Annotated in this window: 14 protein-coding genes and 1 pseudogene; 6 read left to right on the top strand and 9 right to left on the bottom strand. The window is 73.0% G+C overall.

The window, feature by feature from the left end; all coding sequences use genetic code 11:
• Positions 1-14: 14 nt before the first annotated feature.
• The gene (locus tag ACFPIJ_RS06750) at positions 15-1655 is read right to left on the bottom strand and encodes an FAD-binding dehydrogenase (RefSeq protein WP_380113747.1); all 1641 of its coding nucleotides are present in this window, start codon (positions 1653-1655) and stop codon (positions 15-17) included.
• Positions 1656-1773: 118 nt separating this feature from the next.
• On the opposite strand from ACFPIJ_RS06750, the pseudogene ACFPIJ_RS64560 reads away from it, so the two are divergent.
• Positions 1774-2226, top strand: a pseudogene (locus ACFPIJ_RS64560) (RsbRD N-terminal domain-containing protein); the annotation flags it as partial.
• Positions 2227-2721: 495 nt separating this feature from the next.
• Positions 2722-3234 carry a PucR family transcriptional regulator gene (locus tag ACFPIJ_RS64555; RefSeq protein WP_465252333.1) on the top strand — a complete coding sequence of 171 codons (513 nt, stop codon included), beginning with the start codon at positions 2722-2724 and terminating at the stop codon, positions 3232-3234.
• A 46-nt stretch (positions 3235-3280) separates the two neighbouring features.
• Here ACFPIJ_RS64555 and ACFPIJ_RS06740 read toward each other — a convergent pair whose 3' ends face one another.
• The 7 genes from ACFPIJ_RS06740 to ACFPIJ_RS06710 form a co-directional block, all read right to left on the bottom strand.
• The gene (locus ACFPIJ_RS06740; protein WP_380113745.1) at positions 3281-4621 is read right to left on the bottom strand and encodes an acyltransferase family protein; all 1341 of its coding nucleotides are present in this window, start codon (positions 4619-4621) and stop codon (positions 3281-3283) included.
• An 86-nt stretch (positions 4622-4707) separates the two neighbouring features.
• A complete protein-coding gene (locus tag ACFPIJ_RS06735) occupies positions 4708-4977 on the bottom strand; it encodes an acylphosphatase (protein WP_380113744.1) in 270 nt (89 codons plus the stop codon).
• Between the two features lie 21 nt (positions 4978-4998).
• On the bottom strand, positions 4999-6636 hold the full coding sequence (locus ACFPIJ_RS06730) for a Na+/H+ antiporter (protein WP_380113743.1): 1638 nt from the start codon (positions 6634-6636) through the stop codon (positions 4999-5001).
• 36 nt (positions 6637-6672) lie between these two features.
• Positions 6673-7863, bottom strand: coding sequence for an LCP family protein (locus tag ACFPIJ_RS06725; RefSeq protein ID WP_380113742.1), 1191 nt, complete (start codon positions 7861-7863; stop codon positions 6673-6675).
• A gap of 161 nt (positions 7864-8024) precedes the next feature.
• The gene (locus tag ACFPIJ_RS06720; protein WP_380113740.1) at positions 8025-9143 is read right to left on the bottom strand and encodes an Acg family FMN-binding oxidoreductase; all 1119 of its coding nucleotides are present in this window, start codon (positions 9141-9143) and stop codon (positions 8025-8027) included.
• A 211-nt stretch (positions 9144-9354) separates the two neighbouring features.
• Positions 9355-10320: a hypothetical protein gene (locus tag ACFPIJ_RS06715; protein ID WP_380113739.1), complete on the bottom strand. Its 966-nt coding sequence runs from the start codon at positions 10318-10320 to the stop codon at positions 9355-9357.
• 162 nt (positions 10321-10482) lie between these two features.
• Entirely contained in the window at positions 10483-11157 is a 675-nt protein-coding gene (locus ACFPIJ_RS06710; RefSeq protein ID WP_380113738.1) for a hypothetical protein, read from the bottom strand.
• Between the two features lie 1022 nt (positions 11158-12179).
• On the opposite strand from ACFPIJ_RS06710, the gene ACFPIJ_RS06705 reads away from it, so the two are divergent.
• From ACFPIJ_RS06705 to ACFPIJ_RS06695, 3 genes are read left to right on the top strand one after another with little or no spacing between them, the layout of a single operon-like run.
• Positions 12180-12518 carry a MerR family transcriptional regulator gene (locus ACFPIJ_RS06705; RefSeq protein WP_203844090.1) on the top strand — a complete coding sequence of 113 codons (339 nt, stop codon included), beginning with the start codon at positions 12180-12182 and terminating at the stop codon, positions 12516-12518.
• A gap of 2 nt (positions 12519-12520) precedes the next feature.
• Positions 12521-12859: a thioredoxin gene (gene trxA / locus ACFPIJ_RS06700; protein ID WP_380113737.1), complete on the top strand. Its 339-nt coding sequence runs from the start codon at positions 12521-12523 to the stop codon at positions 12857-12859.
• Positions 12860-12900: 41 nt separating this feature from the next.
• Positions 12901-15075 carry a putative bifunctional diguanylate cyclase/phosphodiesterase gene (locus tag ACFPIJ_RS06695; RefSeq protein ID WP_380113736.1) on the top strand — a complete coding sequence of 725 codons (2175 nt, stop codon included), beginning with the start codon at positions 12901-12903 and terminating at the stop codon, positions 15073-15075.
• Here the strand turns inward: ACFPIJ_RS06695 and ACFPIJ_RS06690 are convergent.
• Positions 15046-15918: an NADP-dependent oxidoreductase gene (locus tag ACFPIJ_RS06690; RefSeq protein ID WP_380113735.1), complete on the bottom strand. Its 873-nt coding sequence runs from the start codon at positions 15916-15918 to the stop codon at positions 15046-15048. The genes ACFPIJ_RS06695 and ACFPIJ_RS06690 overlap by 30 nt on opposite strands.
• 107 nt (positions 15919-16025) lie before the next feature.
• Here ACFPIJ_RS06690 and ACFPIJ_RS06685 point away from each other — a divergent pair, with 107 nt between their 5' ends.
• Positions 16026-16424 (top strand): winged helix-turn-helix transcriptional regulator, encoded by a 399-nt coding sequence (locus ACFPIJ_RS06685; protein WP_203844093.1) that lies wholly within the window; start codon positions 16026-16028, stop codon positions 16422-16424.
• Positions 16425-16446: the final 22 nt, after the last annotated feature.

Below are 16446 nucleotides of genomic sequence, written 5' to 3'. Positions count from 1 at the left end.
ACTTTCCGTGGCGGTCAGACGATGGCCGCCGCCGCGGCCCGCCCGGCGACCCGGCCGGAGAACAGGCAGCCGCCGAGGAACGTGCCCTCCAGGGAGTTGTACCCGTGCATCCCGCCGCCGCCGAAGCCGGCCGCCTCGCCGGCCGCGTACACGCCGGGCAGTGGGTTGCCGTCGGCCTGCAGCACCCGGGCGGACAGGTCGGTGTGCAGGCCGCCGAGCGTCTTGCGGGTCAGGATGTTGAGGCGCACGGCGATGAGCGGGCCGGCCTTCGGGTCGAGCAGCCGGTGCGGGGTGGCGACCCGGATGAGCTTGTCGCCGCGGTACGCGCGAGCCCCTCTGATCGCGGTGATCTGCGCGTCCTTGCCGAACGGGTTGGTCAGCTGCCGGTCGCGCGCCTCGATGACGGCCCGCACGTCCGGCGCGGCCAACAGCGAGGACCCGGCCAGCGTGTTCATCCCGGCGACGAGCTCCTCCACAGTGGACGCCACCACGAAATCGGCGCCCTTGCGTTTGAACGCCTCGACCGGGGCCGGCGCGCCCGGGCGGACCCGCTGCAGCACCTGCCGGACGCTGCGGTTCGTCAGGTCCGGGTTCTGCTCCGACCCCGACAGCGCGAATTCCTTCTCAATGATCTTCTGGGTGAGCACGAACCAGCTGTAGTCGTGCCCAGTCGACATCAGGTGCTTCAAGGTGCCGAGGGTGTCGAAGCCGGGGAAACAGGGTGCCGGGAGGCGCTTGCCGGTCGCGTCCAGCCACAGCGACGACGGGCCCGGCAGGATGCGGATGCCATGGTTGGGCCAGACCGGGTCCCAGTTCTGGAGGCCCTCGGTGTAGTGCCACATCCGGTCGGGATTGATGATCTGCCCGCCGGCGGCCTCGGTGATGCCGAGCATCCGGCCGTCGACGTGCGCCGGGACACCGGCGACCATCCGCTTCGGCGGGGTGCCGAGCCGGGCCGGCCACGCCTTGCGCACGAGGTCGTGGTCGCCGCCGATCCCGCCGGACGTGACGATGACGGCCTGCGCGGTCAGCTCGAACGTGCCGGTGACCTCGCGGGAGCTCGTCTGTCCACGTTGGACGTCGCTGGGCTCCAATGTGGACCCGCTGACGCCCGTGACGACACCGCCGGTCTTCACCAGGCCGTCGACGCGGTGCCGGAAGCGGATCTCGACGAGCGGGCTCGCCTCGACCCGGCGGGCGAACGGCTCGACGACGCCCGGCCCGGTGCCCCACGTGATGTGGAAGCGGGGCACCGAGTTGCCGTGCCCGTCGGCGGGGCCGCCGCCGCGCTCGGCCCAGCCGACGACGGGGAACAGCCGGTGCCCCATGGCGCGCAGCCACGCGCGCTTCTCGCCGGCGGCGAACTGCACGTAGGCCTCGGCCCAGCGGCGGGGCCACAGGTCCTCGTCCCGGTCGAACGCGGCGCTGCCGAGCCAGTCCTGCCAGGCCAGGTCGGCGGAGTCCTTGATGCCCATGCGGCGCTGCTCCGGCGAGTCGACCAGGAACAACCCGCCGAACGACCAGAACGCCTGCCCGCCGAGGCTCTGCGGCGGCTCCTGCTCCAGCAGGATCACCCGCTTGCCGGCGTCGGCGACCTCGGCCGCCGCAACCAGCCCGGCGAGTCCGGCACCGACCACGATCACATCTGCATCCACGCCATCAGACTAGGCACCGGCGTGCGAGAATCGTGGTGCCAGGAGCAGAAGTTCGGCATCATTTTGTCACCGCGATGACAATTCCCGGAGGTGCGCGGTCGATCTCAGCGTTGGCCTCCGCGACCGCCTGCGCGGGCTTCGCGGGCGGCTGCACGAGCAGACGCTGGCCACGGTCAGCGCGGCGATGCTCGCCCAGGGCCGCTCCCTGACCGGCGGGCAGGGGCGCGGCCTCACCGTCGGCGTGGAGACCGCCGTCGACGCGTTCGTCGACACGTTCGTCGCCGGCGGCGACCTGACCCGCACCCGGGCGGTGTTCCACGAGCTCGGCCGGACCGAATACCGCGAGGGCCACCGCATCGACGCGCTGCGCTCGGTGCTGACCGTCGGCGGCCGGGCGATCTGGTCCGCCGTCAGCGACCCGGACTCGACCCTCGACCGGGCCGACCTGTCCGCGGTGGCGCACGCCCTCTTCGGCTACGTCGACGTGCTCGCCGGCGCCGCCGCCGAGGGATACCTGGACGAGCAGCAGGAGGCCGCGCACGACTGGGCCCTGCTCCGGCGCCGCCTCATCACGCTGCTGGTGCAGCCGGATCCGCCGGCGGACGCGGCCCTGCACGCCGCGGCCGAGGCGGCCCGGTGGCCGCTGCCAGCATCGGTGACCGTCGTCAGCGTCGAGGGCACCGACGCCGAGCACCTGGCCCGGGCCGTCGGCGCCGGCGCCATCGCCACCGTCATCGACGGTGCGACCAGCATCGTCGTGCCGTCGACGGCGACCTCCGCAACGGGCGCGACCGGCCCCGGATCAGGTTCCGGGACGGGTCTGGCCGGCGCCGGCCCGAGCTCGGGCGCGACCAGCTCCGGACCGGGCACGGCCTTGACCGGCGCTCGACCGGGCTCCGGGACGGGTGCGACCGGCGCCAGGGCTGGCGGCACCACCAGCGCTGCGACGGGGGCGGGCACGGCCGGAGTCGTGGCGGGCACGACCGGGGCCGGGATCGGTGCCGGAGTGAGCCCGACCGGCGCCGAAGCCAGCGCGACCGGCGCCGAGGTCGGCACCACCCGCGCGATGGGGGCGGGCACGACCGGGGCCGGACTGGGCCCGGCCGGCGCCGGGACGGGTGCGCCTGGCGCACGGGGCCCGTCGGGTGCCCTGGTGCGTGGGCTCACCGGCCGGCGGGCGGCCGTGGGACCGGAGCTGGACCTGCGGCGGGCCCGCACGTCGCACCGGCTGTCGCGGCGCGCCCTGCAGCTCCAGCAGGCAGGCACCCTGCCCGACGGCGTGATCAGCTGCGACGATCACCTGGTCGCCCTGGTCACCGCCTGGGAGCCGGGCGTCGCCGACCGCCTCACCGCCCGCGCCCTCGCCCCGCTCGCCACGGCGACCCCGGCGTCCCGGGAGGTGCTCGCCGAGACGCTCCTCGCCTGGCTCCGCTGCCAGGGCCAGGTCATCGCGACCGCCGAGGCGCTGCACACCCACCCGCAGACCGTCCGGTATCGCCTCCGCAAACTCCGCGACGCCTACGGCGCCCGGCTCGACGACCCCGACGAACGCCTCGCGCTGCACCTCGGGCTGCTCTGAAAGCCACTCTGAAAGCCGCACGCAAAGGCCGCTCTGAAAGCCGCGCCTACCCGCTGCGCGCCCCGGCGAGGCGTTGCGGTGCGTTCGGCGAGGACGCCCAGAGGAAGGCGGCGCCCGCGGCGACGAGCAGCACCGACATCAGTGGGGTCACCGGCACGACGACGAGGGTGGCGGTGCGCCCGGCGAGCACGCCGCCGAACCCGACGGCCGAGACGCCGAGCACGCCCAGGGTGCACAGGAGCATGCCGGCCGCGGCGAGCGGGGTCCGGCGGCGGCGTGCCACGGTGCCGGCGGTGGGCACGTGGGCCGGCCGGGGACGGTCCGCGCGGCGGAACAGCACCACCAGCGCCGCGGTCGGGACCAGCAGCAGCGCGACCCACAGCGGCCGGGTCAGCCACCAGGCCGCCGAGCCGGCCGGGGGCTGGGCGACGCCGAGGGCCAGGGTGACCGCGCTGACCATGAACAGGCCGGTGAGGTGCCACAGAAACGTGGTCATCGACAGGCCGTTGGCGGTGATCACGCCGCGCCAGACGCCGGGACGGCGCAGCCAGCTGGTCACCGGGCCGCGGGCGAGGAGCACCAGGCCGATCTGCAGCAGCGCGCAGGAGAGGAGGGCGGCGGTGGGCGGCGACATGTTCGACACCCGTTCGCCGGGCACGCCGACCATCGAGGTCGGGTACCCGCCGAGCGTCGTCAACGCCACCGTGCCGGCCAGTCCCGCAAGGGTGAGACCGAGGCCGCCCCGGAGGCCGTCGGCGTAGAGGAAGCCGACCTGGTGCACGGCGAGCCAGACGAACGCGACGTTGGCGAACCCGACGAACGGCACGTCGTAGCCGAACCGGGCCACGTCGACGGCCACCGCGGCCGCGCCGAGCGCCACCGGCACCAGCGCCGCGCGGCGCCCCGCCCACCGGTGCAGCCGGAGCATCGCCGGGGCGAGGGCGACCACGCCGAGGTACACCCCGATGAACCACAGCGGCTGGGCGACCACCCGGGTGGCGAGGCGCAGCACCCCGCGGTCCGCGCCGGCGAGCTCGATGCCGACGGCCAGGAGCAGCCACACCGCCGCGAATGCCGCCGTCGGGCGCAGCAGCCGGCCGGTCCGGGAGCGGACGAAGTCCGCATAGGTGCCGTTGCGGCGGTGTACCGACGACCACGCCACCGCATGCGAGAACCCGCCGACGAGGAAGAACACCGGCATCACCTGCAGCAGCCAGGTCGCCGGTTGCAGGGCCGGGACGAGGGCCAGGACGTTGCCGACGCGGGCCACCCCGTCCTCGCCGACCGCGACGACCGCCATCAGCCAGTGGCCCAGGACGACGACGCCGAGGGAGCCGACCCGGAGCAGGTCGACGTAGCGGTCCCGGGTGCTCTGGTGCTCATGCATGCCGTCCAGCGTCGCGGCGGCGGCGACGGGACGGATCGGTGCTGCTGCTCAATCCGCCTAGGTAGCGGTACCCAGCCGCGGCCTGGTCAGGGCACGATGGCGAAGACGGCGAGGCCCTCCGGGGTCTCCTCGTGGACCTCGACGTTCGTGACGGAAGCCTCGGAGGGGCCGTCCCAGGTCCACGCGACGAGCCGCTCGACCGCCTCGGGTGGCCCCTCGAACACCGCCTCGACCCGGCCGTCGGCGAGGTTGCGCACCCAGCCGCCGACCCCCGCCCCGGCCGCGACCCGCCGGCACGTGTCGCGGTAGTACACGCCCTGGACCCGCCCCGACACCAGCACCCGCTTGCGCTCCATGCTGCGACGGTACCGCCGTGCTCAGGGCCGCCGGTCGGGCAGGAGCCGTTCCTCGTGATCCAGTTCCCGTTCCAGGACGCGCAGGCCCTCGTCGGGCAGGGTGCCGGCGTCCCGCCAGCGGAGCAGCTCCTCGCGCTGGGCGTCCATCGCGGCACGGCGGATCCGCAGCGCCGCCTCGTAGCGTGGCGACACCGGCATCTCCAGGGACTCGGCGTTCTGCAAGAGGTCGATGCGACCCTGGTAGCGGGCCATGCGCTGGCCGAGGAGGCCGCGCATGGTCTGGATCGCCTCGGCCTCGCTGGCGTCCTCCTCGAGGTCGCGGTCCGCGGGGTCCTCGCGCCGCTCCCGGTCGAGGTCGTCGAGGCGCTCGAGGGCGGCGCGGACCGACGCGGAGCGCGCCTCGTTGCGCAGGCGGGCCTCGTCGACCTCGTCGGCGCGCAGGCCGAGGCGGCGCACCAGCGGCGCGAACGTGAGCCCCTGCCCCACCAGGGTCATCAGCACCACGACGAGCGTGCAGAACAGCAGCAGGTCCCGGTCGGGGGTGACGCGGGGCAGCGTGAACACGGCGGCGAGGCTGATGACGCCACGGGTCCCGGCCCAGCTCAGCGCGGTCACCTCCCGGCCGGTGAGCTTGTCGGAGTGCTGCCCGGTGCCGAGGCGCGTGTGCAGCGAGCGGGGCAGCGACTGGGTCAGCAGCAGCCAGACGGGGCGGATCAGCAGCACCGCGCCGACCGACACGGCGACCGCGATGACGACGGTCGAGGTCTGGTACTGCCGCAGCCCCCGGATCACCTCCGGCAACTGCTGGCCGATGAGCAGGAACACGAAGCCCTCGAGCAGGAAGTCCACGAGGCGCCACACGGCGTTGGTCTGCAGCCGGCTGGCGCCGGACGCGGCGCGTGGCGCGTGGTGGCCGACGACGAGCCCGGCGACGACGACCGCAAGGACGCCGGAGACGTGCAGGTGCTCGCCGAGCAGGTACGCGGCGAACGGGGTGGCGAGCGAGACCGCGTTGGCGGACATGGGGTCGCGGTTGACCGGGCGCAGCAGGCGCACGACGTAGGCGACGGCGGCGCCGACCGCGGCACCGCCGACGGCCGCGACGACGAACCGGAAGGCCGCCGCGGTCGCGGAGAACTCGCCGCCGATGATCGCGGCGGAGGCGAAGCTCAGGATGGTCAGGGCGGTGGCGTCGTTGAGCAGGCCCTCGCCCTGGATGATGGTGACGAGCCGCGGCGGCAGGCCGACCTTGCGCCCGACCGCCAGGGCGGCGACCGGGTCCGGTGGGGCGACGGCCGCGCCGACCGCGATGCCGGCGGCGAGGGTCGCGCCCGCGACGAGGTAATGGAAGCCGAACCCGATCACCAGGGCGGTGATGAGCACCAGGATCACCGACAGGCTCACGACGATCCGGACGTTGCGCCGGATGGCCAGCAGCGAGGCGTCCAGGGCAGCGCTGTACAACAGCGGCGGCAGCACGAACGTGAGCACGATCTCCGGCTCGAGCACCACGTTGGGGCCGGGCAGCAGCGCGTAGGTGATGCCGATGACGGGCAGGATCGCCGCGGCCGGCAACCCGGTGCGCCCGGCGAACCAGCGCACCGCGACCACGACCGTCACTGCGGCGAGGACGAACAGCAGCAGCGTCTCGGCACTCACCTCACCATTGTCGGGTGTTTCCCGGGTTTCGGTGGTTTACCGGGTGGAGGCCTTCACAGACGGTGACTTCGTCGGCGTCGCGCCCGGGGCCGTGGCGGCCGTGGCGGCGTCGTTGTTCACCATCTCGGGGTGGGCCGCGACGAACGGCCCGACCTGGTCGCGGACGATCGCGGTCAGGAGTTCCTTGGCGGTGTCGTCGAGCGTCTCGTAGGACTTCCCGTTGATCGTCTCGGAGTGATAATCGCCGTTGTTGACCTTCAACGTGATCATCTGGTCCGGTTTGATGCCTTTGAGGGTGAAGATCCAGTCGGTGATCTTGATCTTGTTGTTATAGAAGGAGACCGCGTCGCCCAGCGCGTTGAGCATGTCGGCGATCTTGATCGGGTTGAGGATGACCCCCGCAGTGGTCGCCTTCTTCAGCATCGCCTTGATGAACTGCTGCTGGTGGCGCTGCCGGCCGTAGTCGCCGTCGTTGTTGGCGAGCTTGTCGCGCTGCCGCACGTAGTCCAGGGCCTCCCACGGCTCCATGTCGTAGCAGCCGACCTCGTAGATCTGGGGGCGCATGTTGGGCTTGAGGGTGGTGGGGAGATCGTTGACGAAGTTGAACGGCACACCCTCCTGGCCGGTCTTGGTGTTCCAGCCGGTGTGGATGGAGGTGACCCGCTCGTCGACGCACATGTGCACGCCACCCAGCGCGTCGACGAGACCCTTGAAGCCGTCGAAGTTGACGATCGCGGCGCCGTTGAACTTCAGGCCGCCGGCCAGGTTACCGACGGTCTCCGCGAGTAGCTCCAGCCCGCCTTCGCGACCGCCGCCGTTCTGGAATCCACCCTGGAACGCGGCGTTGATCTTGTCGGTGCCGCCGGGGAACTTGGTGGCCGGGTGCGGCGGGATCCTGACCTTGGTGTCCCGCGGGATCGACGTGAGATAGACGCCGTCGTGGCTGGCCGGCACGTGCGCGATGATGATCGAGTCGGCGCGGACGCCCATCTCGGTGTTGTTGACGCGCTCATCGACGCCGACCAGCAGCAGGTTGATCGGCCCATCGATGTTTTTGCCCTCGGCGGCGGCCTGCCCGAGGCCGCCGGAGTGGGTGATCTCGTCGCTGTAGTGGTCCAGCAGCATCTTGCCGCCGATGATCCCACCGCCGCTGGCGACGAGCAGCAGCGCGCCGAGCCAGAGCAGCAGCTTCGCCCACAGCGGGTCCTTGCGCTTCTTCTTCGCCACCACACGCCCTTCCGACCGTCGAACTCATGCTGAAGACGGAACCGGGGCGTGCAACGTTGCAGTCTCGCTTCTCGGGTCGGCCGCCTCCGACGATAGCGCCGCCGAGTTTCCACTGTTCGCCTCGCGTTCAGCTGCTGTGCTGGGCCGGAGTGTGGCGATGGTCACTTGGGCAGCTCTTCGCCTCCTTCTTCCATCGGCTCCGTCACCAGGTCGACGACGGACACTGACGGTCGCCGCGGCGTCACCGGCACCCCACCTGCCTCGGCAGCCGCTGTTGCACCGGCCTCTGTCGACCCGGCGGCCTCCGCCGATCCGGCGGCGCTTTGGCGGGTGGGCACGCCGATCCGCACGACCATGGCCGGGTGGCCGACCTCGCCGAGCATCCGGCGCAGCATCGCCCGGGCCGGCGCGACCTCGACCAGATCGCTCATCGGCGAGGCGCCGAGCCCGGCACCGACGGCGGCCAGCAGCACCGCGGACAGCGCCTCCCCCGCGGCGAGCCAGTCCCGTGCCAGGTCGCCTTCGGTGACCAGCACCGCGTAACGGGCGTGGCGGTCGGCGACGTCGCCACCCGCGTACACGCTGACCTGGCCGGCGGCGGTGCCGGTGAAGTCGCGGATCGGCACCGGGCGTGGCCCGCCCGCCGCGGCGGTCGCCGGCGGCACCCCGTCCTCCGCGCCGTCGCGAACCCAGGCCGCGAGCTCCGCCCGATACGCCGGGTCCTCCTGCTCGACGTCCGCCGCGTGACCGGCGGCCACGACGACGGCGACGCGGTCCTGCGGGCGCACCACGTGCAGGTCGGCGCCGGCGGCGGTGGCGGCGGCCCGCAGTTGGTCCAGCGCGGCCTCGGGCACGTCCTGGTCGGCGAACGGCCGCCGGTCGGTGCGCCGGATGCTCATCGCCCGGCGCAACCGCTGCGACTCGGCCGAGCGCTCCACGGTGCCGGCGTGCCGCACGGTCGCGAGCAGGTCGGGGTCGTCGCCGTCCGGCAGGTACGTCACCTCGGCCGCCACCCCGTCGGCGGCGAGCGCGACCCGGGCGTGGTGCAGGGCGGCGCCGCAGCTGACCGTCAGCAGCCGGCCGTCGGGGTCGATCGTGGCCAGCTGGCGGGTCCGGTCGGCGCGCAGCTGCGCGGTGTCACCGTCGATGCGCCAGTGCCACGGCTGGGTGTTGAGGATCGACGGCGCGCCTAGCGCGGCGAGGACGGCCTCGGTCAGCGCCCGGCCGGCCGGGCTGACCCGCACGGCGGTGCCGCGGTCGGTGTACTGGATGGCGGCCATGGCGGGCTCCTTCGACGATCGGACGGTGATCCCCCAACCCTGGCGCCGCGGCGCGGGTGGCGGGCAGAGCGGACCGGCCCGCTCCAGCGGGACCTTCGACCCCAACCGACCGGGACCCGCAACGACCGGGACCGTGGACGGCCGGGGTTCCGGCTGTCCACGGTCTGTCCGGGCCGACGAATTGGCGTGCGCCGGTCACCCGGTCACGCGGTCAGGCGGTGGCGGGGACCTGGGCGCGGGGGCGGCGCAGGCGTGGCAGCCAGCGGACGTCCTCGGCGGTGCGCGGATCGGAGCCGTACGCGAGCAGGGTGAGGAACACCCCGTACACGGGCAGGTGGCCGAGCAGCTCGGGGGCACCGAAGATCAAAAGGGTCGCGTTGAACGGGACCGCGGCGACCAGCATCGCCAGCTGCGGCATCGCGCCGGACAGCACCAGCAGGCCGAAGAGCAGTTCGGTGGCCCCGGCAATCAGGATGAAGGTGTCGGCGGGCAGGTGCAGACCCAGGTACGCGAAGACGTCCAGCTGCGGGTAGTGCTGCAGGGTGGCGCGGGCCATCGCCGGGTTGGCCAGCTTCTCGGAGAACGCGAGCGTGACCAGCGCCGTGGCGACACCGACCCGCAGCGCGAGCAGCGCCCGGCGCAGGACCCGCGGGTCGGCGGTGACCGCGCCGTGCCGGTCGCCGGACGGCGGCAGGAACGCGAGGAACCCGGCGATGCCGAGCAGGTCCGCGGCCTCCAGCAGGCTGACGGGTCCGGTGGCGGCGAGCGCGACCGGCCCGACGACGACGAGCAGCACGGCGGCCGCCCGCAGCCGGAAGCCGGTGATGAACCAGACGCCGAGCGCACCCTCGACGACGCCGAGCAGCGCGGACGCGGGCAGCTCCCGCAGCTCCAGGTCGGCGGCGAGGAAGTAGCCGCGGGCGGCCAGCGCGAGCAGGCTGACGCCGAGGTGGATCGCGAGCAGCCGCGGCAGGAACGGCGTGATCCGGCCGATCGGGCGCAGGATCGTGAGCTCCGGGGTGCCGACGCGCCGGGCGACGGCCCGCCACCCGACCGTCACCGCGACGACGAGCGCGAGCACGGCGAGGGTCACCGGGCGGGCCGCGAACGACCAGTCCGGCGGGTACGCCGAAGGGTCCTGCAGGAACCACTTCTCGTGTGCCAGCACGCTCTGCATCGGGTCGCCTCCACGTCCGCCGTTTCCTTGCCGCCATCAGGATCGGCAGGGTGGCGGTGCGGCCGCAGGGCCGAAGGTCCCGAACCGGCGGGACACCAGGCACCAGGTCGGGGTCCAGGGGTCAGGGCCCCGCCCCCGTCGAACGTCCCGCCCGCGCCGGGGTCAGTGGTCGACGGCGATCCAGGTAGCTCTGGCCAGGGCAAGGACGTCGCCGTCGGGCCCGTACAGCGTGGACAGCACCGTCGCCTTGCGCCCCTCCGAGGCGACGTGCCGGCCCGTGATCACACACTCCGTCCCCGCCGCGGGCACCGCGTCGATGTGCGTGGTCATGCGACCCAGCACGTACGGGCGACCCGCCGTCAGCACCGACCAGCCCCCTGGACAGTCCAGCGCCGCCCAGACCAGCACCGGCGACACGTCCCGCGGCACCCGCCACGGCGTGGCCGTCCGCCCGTCCGGCAGCGGCCCGGGAAACAGCGCCAGCCCGTCGGTCCGATCGGTGCCACACACGAAGCAGGTCGGGAACGGATGTGCGGTGAACCCCGGGTACCCCGCCGACGCCTCGACCGCGGTCGCGAACGGCACCGGCGGCACCGGGTCGGGCCGCTCCCCGGCGTCGACCCGGCCGGACGCGACCAACGCCTCACCGTCGTGCACCTGGACCGCACCCTCCGCGGCGGTGACGGTGAGCGGCGTGTCCAGCGGCGGCGGCCGGCGCAGCGTCACCTCGACCGCCTTCGCGAGCTGAGTTGCGGCGAGGTGGCCTGCGACGAGGCCGGCCGTGTACCCACCGTTGCCGGACCCGGGAGGCCCGTTGAACCGCACCGGAATGATCATCGTGACCGCCCGTTTCGCTCGCTGCCGCCTGCGGCCGGGAGCGCGGTGTGCTGTTCCCACGCCAACCGCGCGCCCGCTGCACCTCGGCACAAGGTTGCGGGTCTCACGACAGGTCTGACGTCATAGCCATGGGAAAGCCCCTTCGGCGCGGCGGTCTGAGTCGTGTCCACGGTAGCGGCTCGCCCGACCCGGCTCACGTCGCCCGCACGCCACCACCTGGTGATCGAAGTCGCGCACCGGCTGTGCGGACAGTCGTGGGGACGGCCGTTCGGTTCCTTGGATCACGGCGGTGGACGCCCAGCGCGGCGGGTCGGGCTGGGCTGCGTCGGCAACGCGTCCGTCGGCGCTCGTGCGGTGATTGGATTCGGGCGGCCAATCTGGACCTTTGATCACGGGAGGGTTGTCCACAGGAGGCGGTTCGGGGTTTCGATCCGCGCGGGGGTGCGGCAGCGTCGTCGTGGTGGGGGGATGGTGGGTTCGAACAGTTCGACAAGGCGCAGCAGGGGCTTGTCTCCCGGACGAAGCGGCCCGACCCGTTCGCCCGGCCTGTCGGCGCGGTGCTGCCGACGCCGGACGGGTGGGTCGCCGAGGCTGATCTGGCGGTGGAGGTCGACTCGCGGGATTATCACCTGTCGCCGGAGGACTGGGAACGCACCATGCGGCGGCACCGCCGGCTCGCCGAGGCCGGTGCGCTGGTGCTGCACTTCTCGCCACAGCAGATTCGCGAGGAACCGGCAGCCGGTCGAGCGCGCCTACCTGACCCGGCTCGCTGCCTGGCACCGCGGCCGCATCGACATCGTCCCAGCGCCGCACTCGTGAGAGAAGGACGGGGAGGGCCGTCTGGACGACTTGGAGAAGCATCCGGCGAGGAGGGAGCGGCCGGAGGAGCCTGATCGAGGGATCGGCAGTGACGGCTGGGGCAGCCGGTGATGGCGCGACGGAGTGGCGGGGCAGGCGACTTCGGTCACGGCGGTGGAATCAGAGCTGGCGTTGACATCACTGTCAAGGTTTACGTTGGTCATATGCGGATCGGGGAGCTGGCGGAGCAGGCCGGGACGAGTGCCCGTGCGCTGCGCTACTACGAGCAGCAGGGGCTGCTCAGTGCCCGGCGGAGCTCGAACGGATACCGGGACTACGACGAGGAGGATCTGCGGCTGGTGCGGGAGATCCGCGCGTTGCTGGAGATCGGGTTCAACCTCGAGGACACCCGGCCGTTCGTGGAGTGCATCCGCGAGGGGCACAGCTCCGGCGCCGAGTGTCCGGCGTCGGTCGAGGTGCTCACCCGCCGGCTCGCCGAGATCGACGACTACATCGTGCGGCTGCGGCGGATCCGGGCCACGATCGTGAAGGAGCTGGGCTGAGCATGCAGAACGTCACCGATGCCACGTTCGCCGACGAGGTGCTGGGCAGTGAGCTGCCGGTGCTGGTGGACTTCTGGGCCGAGTGGTGCCCGCCGTGCCATCGGCTGTCGCCGGTGCTGGAGGAACTCGCCGTGGAGTACGAGGGGCGGGCCAGGATTGTGAAGATCGATTCGGATGAGAACCCGGAGACGGTGCGGGCGTACGGGGTGATGTCGATGCCGACGCTCAGCCTGTTCCGCAACGGGGAGCTGGTGTCGCAGGTGGTCGGTGCGCGGCCGCGGGCGCAGCTGCGGGCACAGATCGACGGCGCCCTGACGGAAACCGCGCAGAACGTGAGCTGACCCACCCTCATACCCGCGCCGCGACCGCCGATGGTGCACAGGTGCGGGGAACAGAGCGGTTGTGGATGTGGTGGACGGTCGCCGGCCTGCTGGCGACCGTCGGCTACTTCACGCTGCCCGGCGGTTCCCTGGCCGCCAGCCTCGTCTACGACGGGCTCGGCGCCTCCGCCGCGCTGGTGATGCTCAGCGCGGCCCGGCGCAGGCTGACCTGGTGGCTGTTCGCGGCCGGTGTGCTGCTGTGGGTCGGCGGCGACGCCGTGTACAGCTACTACGTGCACGGCCTGCACGAGGACCCGTTCCCGTCGGTGGCCGACGCCATGTACCTCGGCGCATACCCGCTGCTCGCCGCGGGCGTCTTCGGGCTGGTGCGGCAGCGGGCCGGGCGCAGCCGCGCCGCGGTCCTGGACGCCTCGATCGTGGCGACCGGCGTCGGGCTGGTGCTGTGGACGTTCGTGATGCAGCCGATCGCGCACGACGGCAGCGTCGGGGTCGGTGCGCGGGTCGTCGCGCTCGCGTACCCGGCGTTCGACGTGCTGCTGCTGGCCATGCTCGCCCGGCTGTTCGTCTCGGGCGCCGTGCGCGACACCGGCATCCGGCTGCTTGCCGCCTCGTTCAGCCTGCTCACCTGTGCCGACGTCGCGTATTCGGTGCTCACGGCGTACACCTCCTATGACGGCGGACTGTTCGACGCCGGTTGGCTGCTGTCCTATGTGTTGTGGGCCGCCGCCGCGCTGCACCCCTCCTCGAAACACAAAGGGAAGAAAACCGACACCGGCGAGGACGGGCTGCGGTTCGGCTGGGTGCGGCTGCTGACGCTGGCGAGCTCGGCGCTGCTGGCGCCGGGGGTGCTGCTCGTGCAGGGCGTCACCCGGCCCCGCGACATCGACTGGCTGCCGGTCGGTGCCTGCGCCGTGGTGCTGTTCCTGCTCGTCGGGGTGCGTATGGCCGGTCTCGTGCGGCAGGTCCGGCAGCTCGCCGTGCGCGACGACCTGACCGGCCTGGCCAACCGGCGCGAGCTGGAGCTGCGCATCCGGGCGGCGCTGGGCTCGCCGGCCACGATGGCGCTGATCGACCTCGACGACTTCAAGGCCATCAACGACCGGCTCGGGCACGGCGTCGGCGACCGGCTGCTCATCGCCGTGGCCGAGCGGCTGCGATCGGTGGCCCGGCCCTGCGACACCGTGGCCCGGCTCGGCGGCGACGAGTTCGCCCTGCTGGTGCAGGACGGCGACGTGAGCGTGTTCGCGGCGGCGCTGGAGCAGCCCTTCAGCGCAGGGACGCACCGGCTGCTGGTGCGGGCCAGCATCGGCGTCGCGGACTGCCGGGACACCACCGACCCGTTCGAGCCGCTGCGGCGCGCCGACGTCGCGATGTACGCGGCGAAGGTCACCGGCGGCCGGCAGCTGCACTACGACGCCGGCCTCGACGCCCGGGCCACGGAGCACGCTGAGCTCGGCGCCGACCTGCGCACGGGACTGGACGAGTCGCAGTTCTTCATGGTGTACCAGCCGATCGTCGCCCTGCCCGACGGCGCGACGGTGGCCGTGGAGGCCCTGGTGCGCTGGCGGCATCCGCTGCGCGGGCTGGTCGGCCCCGCCGACTTCATCCCGGTCGCCGAGCACAACGGGCTGATCGTCGAGCTCGGCGCCTGGATCCTGCGCGAGTCGTGCACCCGGATGGCGTCGTGGCGGGCCACCCTGGGCGAGCGGGCGCCGCAGCGGGTCAGCGTCAACGCCTCGGCCCGGCAGCTGTCGGAGCCGGACTTCGCCGGCACCGTCGCCGCAGTCCTCGCCGACACGGGGCTCCCGCCGCAGTGCCTGGTCATCGAGGTCACCGAGACCGCGGTCTTCGACAGTGACACCGCGCTCGGCACGCTGCGCGCGATCAAGGCCCTCGGGGTGCGCATCGCGCTGGACGACTTCGGCACCGGGCACTCGTCGCTCGGCCTGCTGCAGACGGCGCCGGTGGACATCCTCAAGGTCGACAAGTCGTTCATCGATCACGTGGGTACCCCCAGCAGGCAGGCAGTGATCGCCCGGGCCCTGATCGACGTGAGCAACCACCTGGAGCTGACCGCGATCGCCGAAGGTGTGGAGACCGCGGCGCAGGCCGAGGAGTTGTACCGGCTGGGTTACCGCTTCGTCCAGGGGTACCACTTCGGCCGGCCCGCGCCGGATCTGGCGATCTCAGACAGTCAGCACCAGCTTGCCGCGTAGGCCGCCGGCCTCCAGCCGCCGGTGTGCCTCCGCGGCCTCCTCCAGCGGCAGGGTCCCCGCGACGCGGGTGATCAGGCCCGCGCCGAGCACCTCGGCGAGCTGCTGCCGGTCCGGTGTCACGTGGACGGTGTCGACCCGCACACCGCGCTCCGCCGCCGGAGCGGAGAAGTCCGTCACCGCCACGAACACGCCGCCGTCACGTACCGCGGCGATCGCCTCCGGCACGGACGCGGCGTTGAGCACCCCGTCGAACGCCCCGGCCGCCGGCGTGTCGGTGCGCGACAGCACCGTCTTCGCGCCGAGCCCGGCCACGTGCGCCTCGTCCCCGGTCGACGCGACCGCGGTCACCTCGAGCCCGGCCGCGACCGCCAGCTGCACCGCGAACCCGCCGACGCCGCCGCTCGCCCCCGTGACGAGCAGTGACTGACCGGCGGTGAGCCCGGCGAGCCGCAGCGCCTGCACCGCGGTGACCGCGTTCAACGGCAGCGTCGCCGCCGTGACTGGGTCCACGTGCTCAGGCAGCGGTGCGAACCAGGTCGGGTCGGCGAACAGCACCGACGTGTACGTGCCGACGCTGCCGCCCTGCTCGAACCACGGCACGAAACCGGCGACCGCCTGCCCGTCGTCGGTGACCCCGGCGAAGTCCCACCCGAGCACGAACTGGCCGGTGAGGCCCGGCGCCAGCGCCGCCGTCCAGCCGGCCCGGGTCGCCGTGTCGACCGGGTTGACCGCGGCGGCGGCGACCCGCACCCGCACCCTGCCGTGCTCCGGCGACGGCTCCGGCCGGTCCACGACCCGCAGCTGGTCGACCCCGCCGTACCCCTGCACCTCGACCACTCGCATGACATTCCCCCTTGCCGAACGTTCTCTGACGGGAAACAGCCTTACCGAGGCAGGTACTCTTCGAAACCAGGCACCTGAAAGTGCCCTAGGGAGCCGGGGGGAACATCATGCCGAAATCAGCCGAGCAGCAGCGCAACGAGGCGAAGGTTCTCTACGACGCCTACATGGCCGCCTGCCCGACCCGCGAGGTGTTCGAGACGATCGCCGACAAGTGGGCCGGCCTGCTGGTCAACGCCCTCGCCGACGGCCCGCGCCGGCACAGCGAGCTGCGGCGGCGCATCGCCGGCGCCAGCCAGAAGATGCTGACCCAGACCCTGCGGGCCCTGGAGCGCGACGGCCTCGTCAAGCGCACCGTCACCGCCGCCGTCCCGGTCCGCGTCGACTACGAGCTGACCCCGCTCGGCCTGTCCCTCGCCCCGGTCCTCGGCGCGCTGAAGGCTTGGGCGGAGACCAACATCGAGCACATCATGGCCGCCCGCGACGAGTACGAGCTGCAGTCGCAATAGCTGTCTCGTCACATCGGAAGGT

Origin of the sequence: Dactylosporangium cerinum, from assembly GCF_042653625.1 — a bacterium.
GTDB classification, from domain to species: domain Bacteria; phylum Actinomycetota; class Actinomycetes; order Mycobacteriales; family Micromonosporaceae; genus Dactylosporangium; species Dactylosporangium cerinum.
Note: the sequence above shows the minus strand (reverse complement) of the source record. Positions and strands in the feature narration are given on the sequence as shown.

Bases quoted from the DNA above. Each gene is read 5' to 3' on its own strand.
- trxA (WP_380113737.1), top strand. From the start codon at position 12,521: ATGCAGAACGTCACCGATGCCACGTTCGCCGACGAGGTGCTGGGCAGT.
- ACFPIJ_RS06720 (WP_380113740.1), bottom strand. From the start codon at position 9,143: ATGGCCGCCATCCAGTACACCGACCGCGGCACCGCCGTGCGGGTCAGC.
- ACFPIJ_RS64555 (WP_465252333.1), top strand. From the start codon at position 2,722: ATGGGGGCGGGCACGACCGGGGCCGGACTGGGCCCGGCCGGCGCCGGG.
- ACFPIJ_RS06690 (WP_380113735.1), bottom strand. From the start codon at position 15,918: ATGCGAGTGGTCGAGGTGCAGGGGTACGGCGGGGTCGACCAGCTGCGG.
- ACFPIJ_RS06685 (WP_203844093.1), top strand. From the start codon at position 16,026: ATGCCGAAATCAGCCGAGCAGCAGCGCAACGAGGCGAAGGTTCTCTAC.
- ACFPIJ_RS06705 (WP_203844090.1), top strand. From the start codon at position 12,180: ATGCGGATCGGGGAGCTGGCGGAGCAGGCCGGGACGAGTGCCCGTGCG.
- ACFPIJ_RS06715 (WP_380113739.1), bottom strand. From the start codon at position 10,320: ATGCAGAGCGTGCTGGCACACGAGAAGTGGTTCCTGCAGGACCCTTCG.
- ACFPIJ_RS06735 (WP_380113744.1), bottom strand. From the start codon at position 4,977: ATGGAGCGCAAGCGGGTGCTGGTGTCGGGGCGGGTCCAGGGCGTGTAC.
- ACFPIJ_RS06710 (WP_380113738.1), bottom strand. From the start codon at position 11,157: ATGATCATTCCGGTGCGGTTCAACGGGCCTCCCGGGTCCGGCAACGGT.
- ACFPIJ_RS06740 (WP_380113745.1), bottom strand. From the start codon at position 4,621: ATGCATGAGCACCAGAGCACCCGGGACCGCTACGTCGACCTGCTCCGG.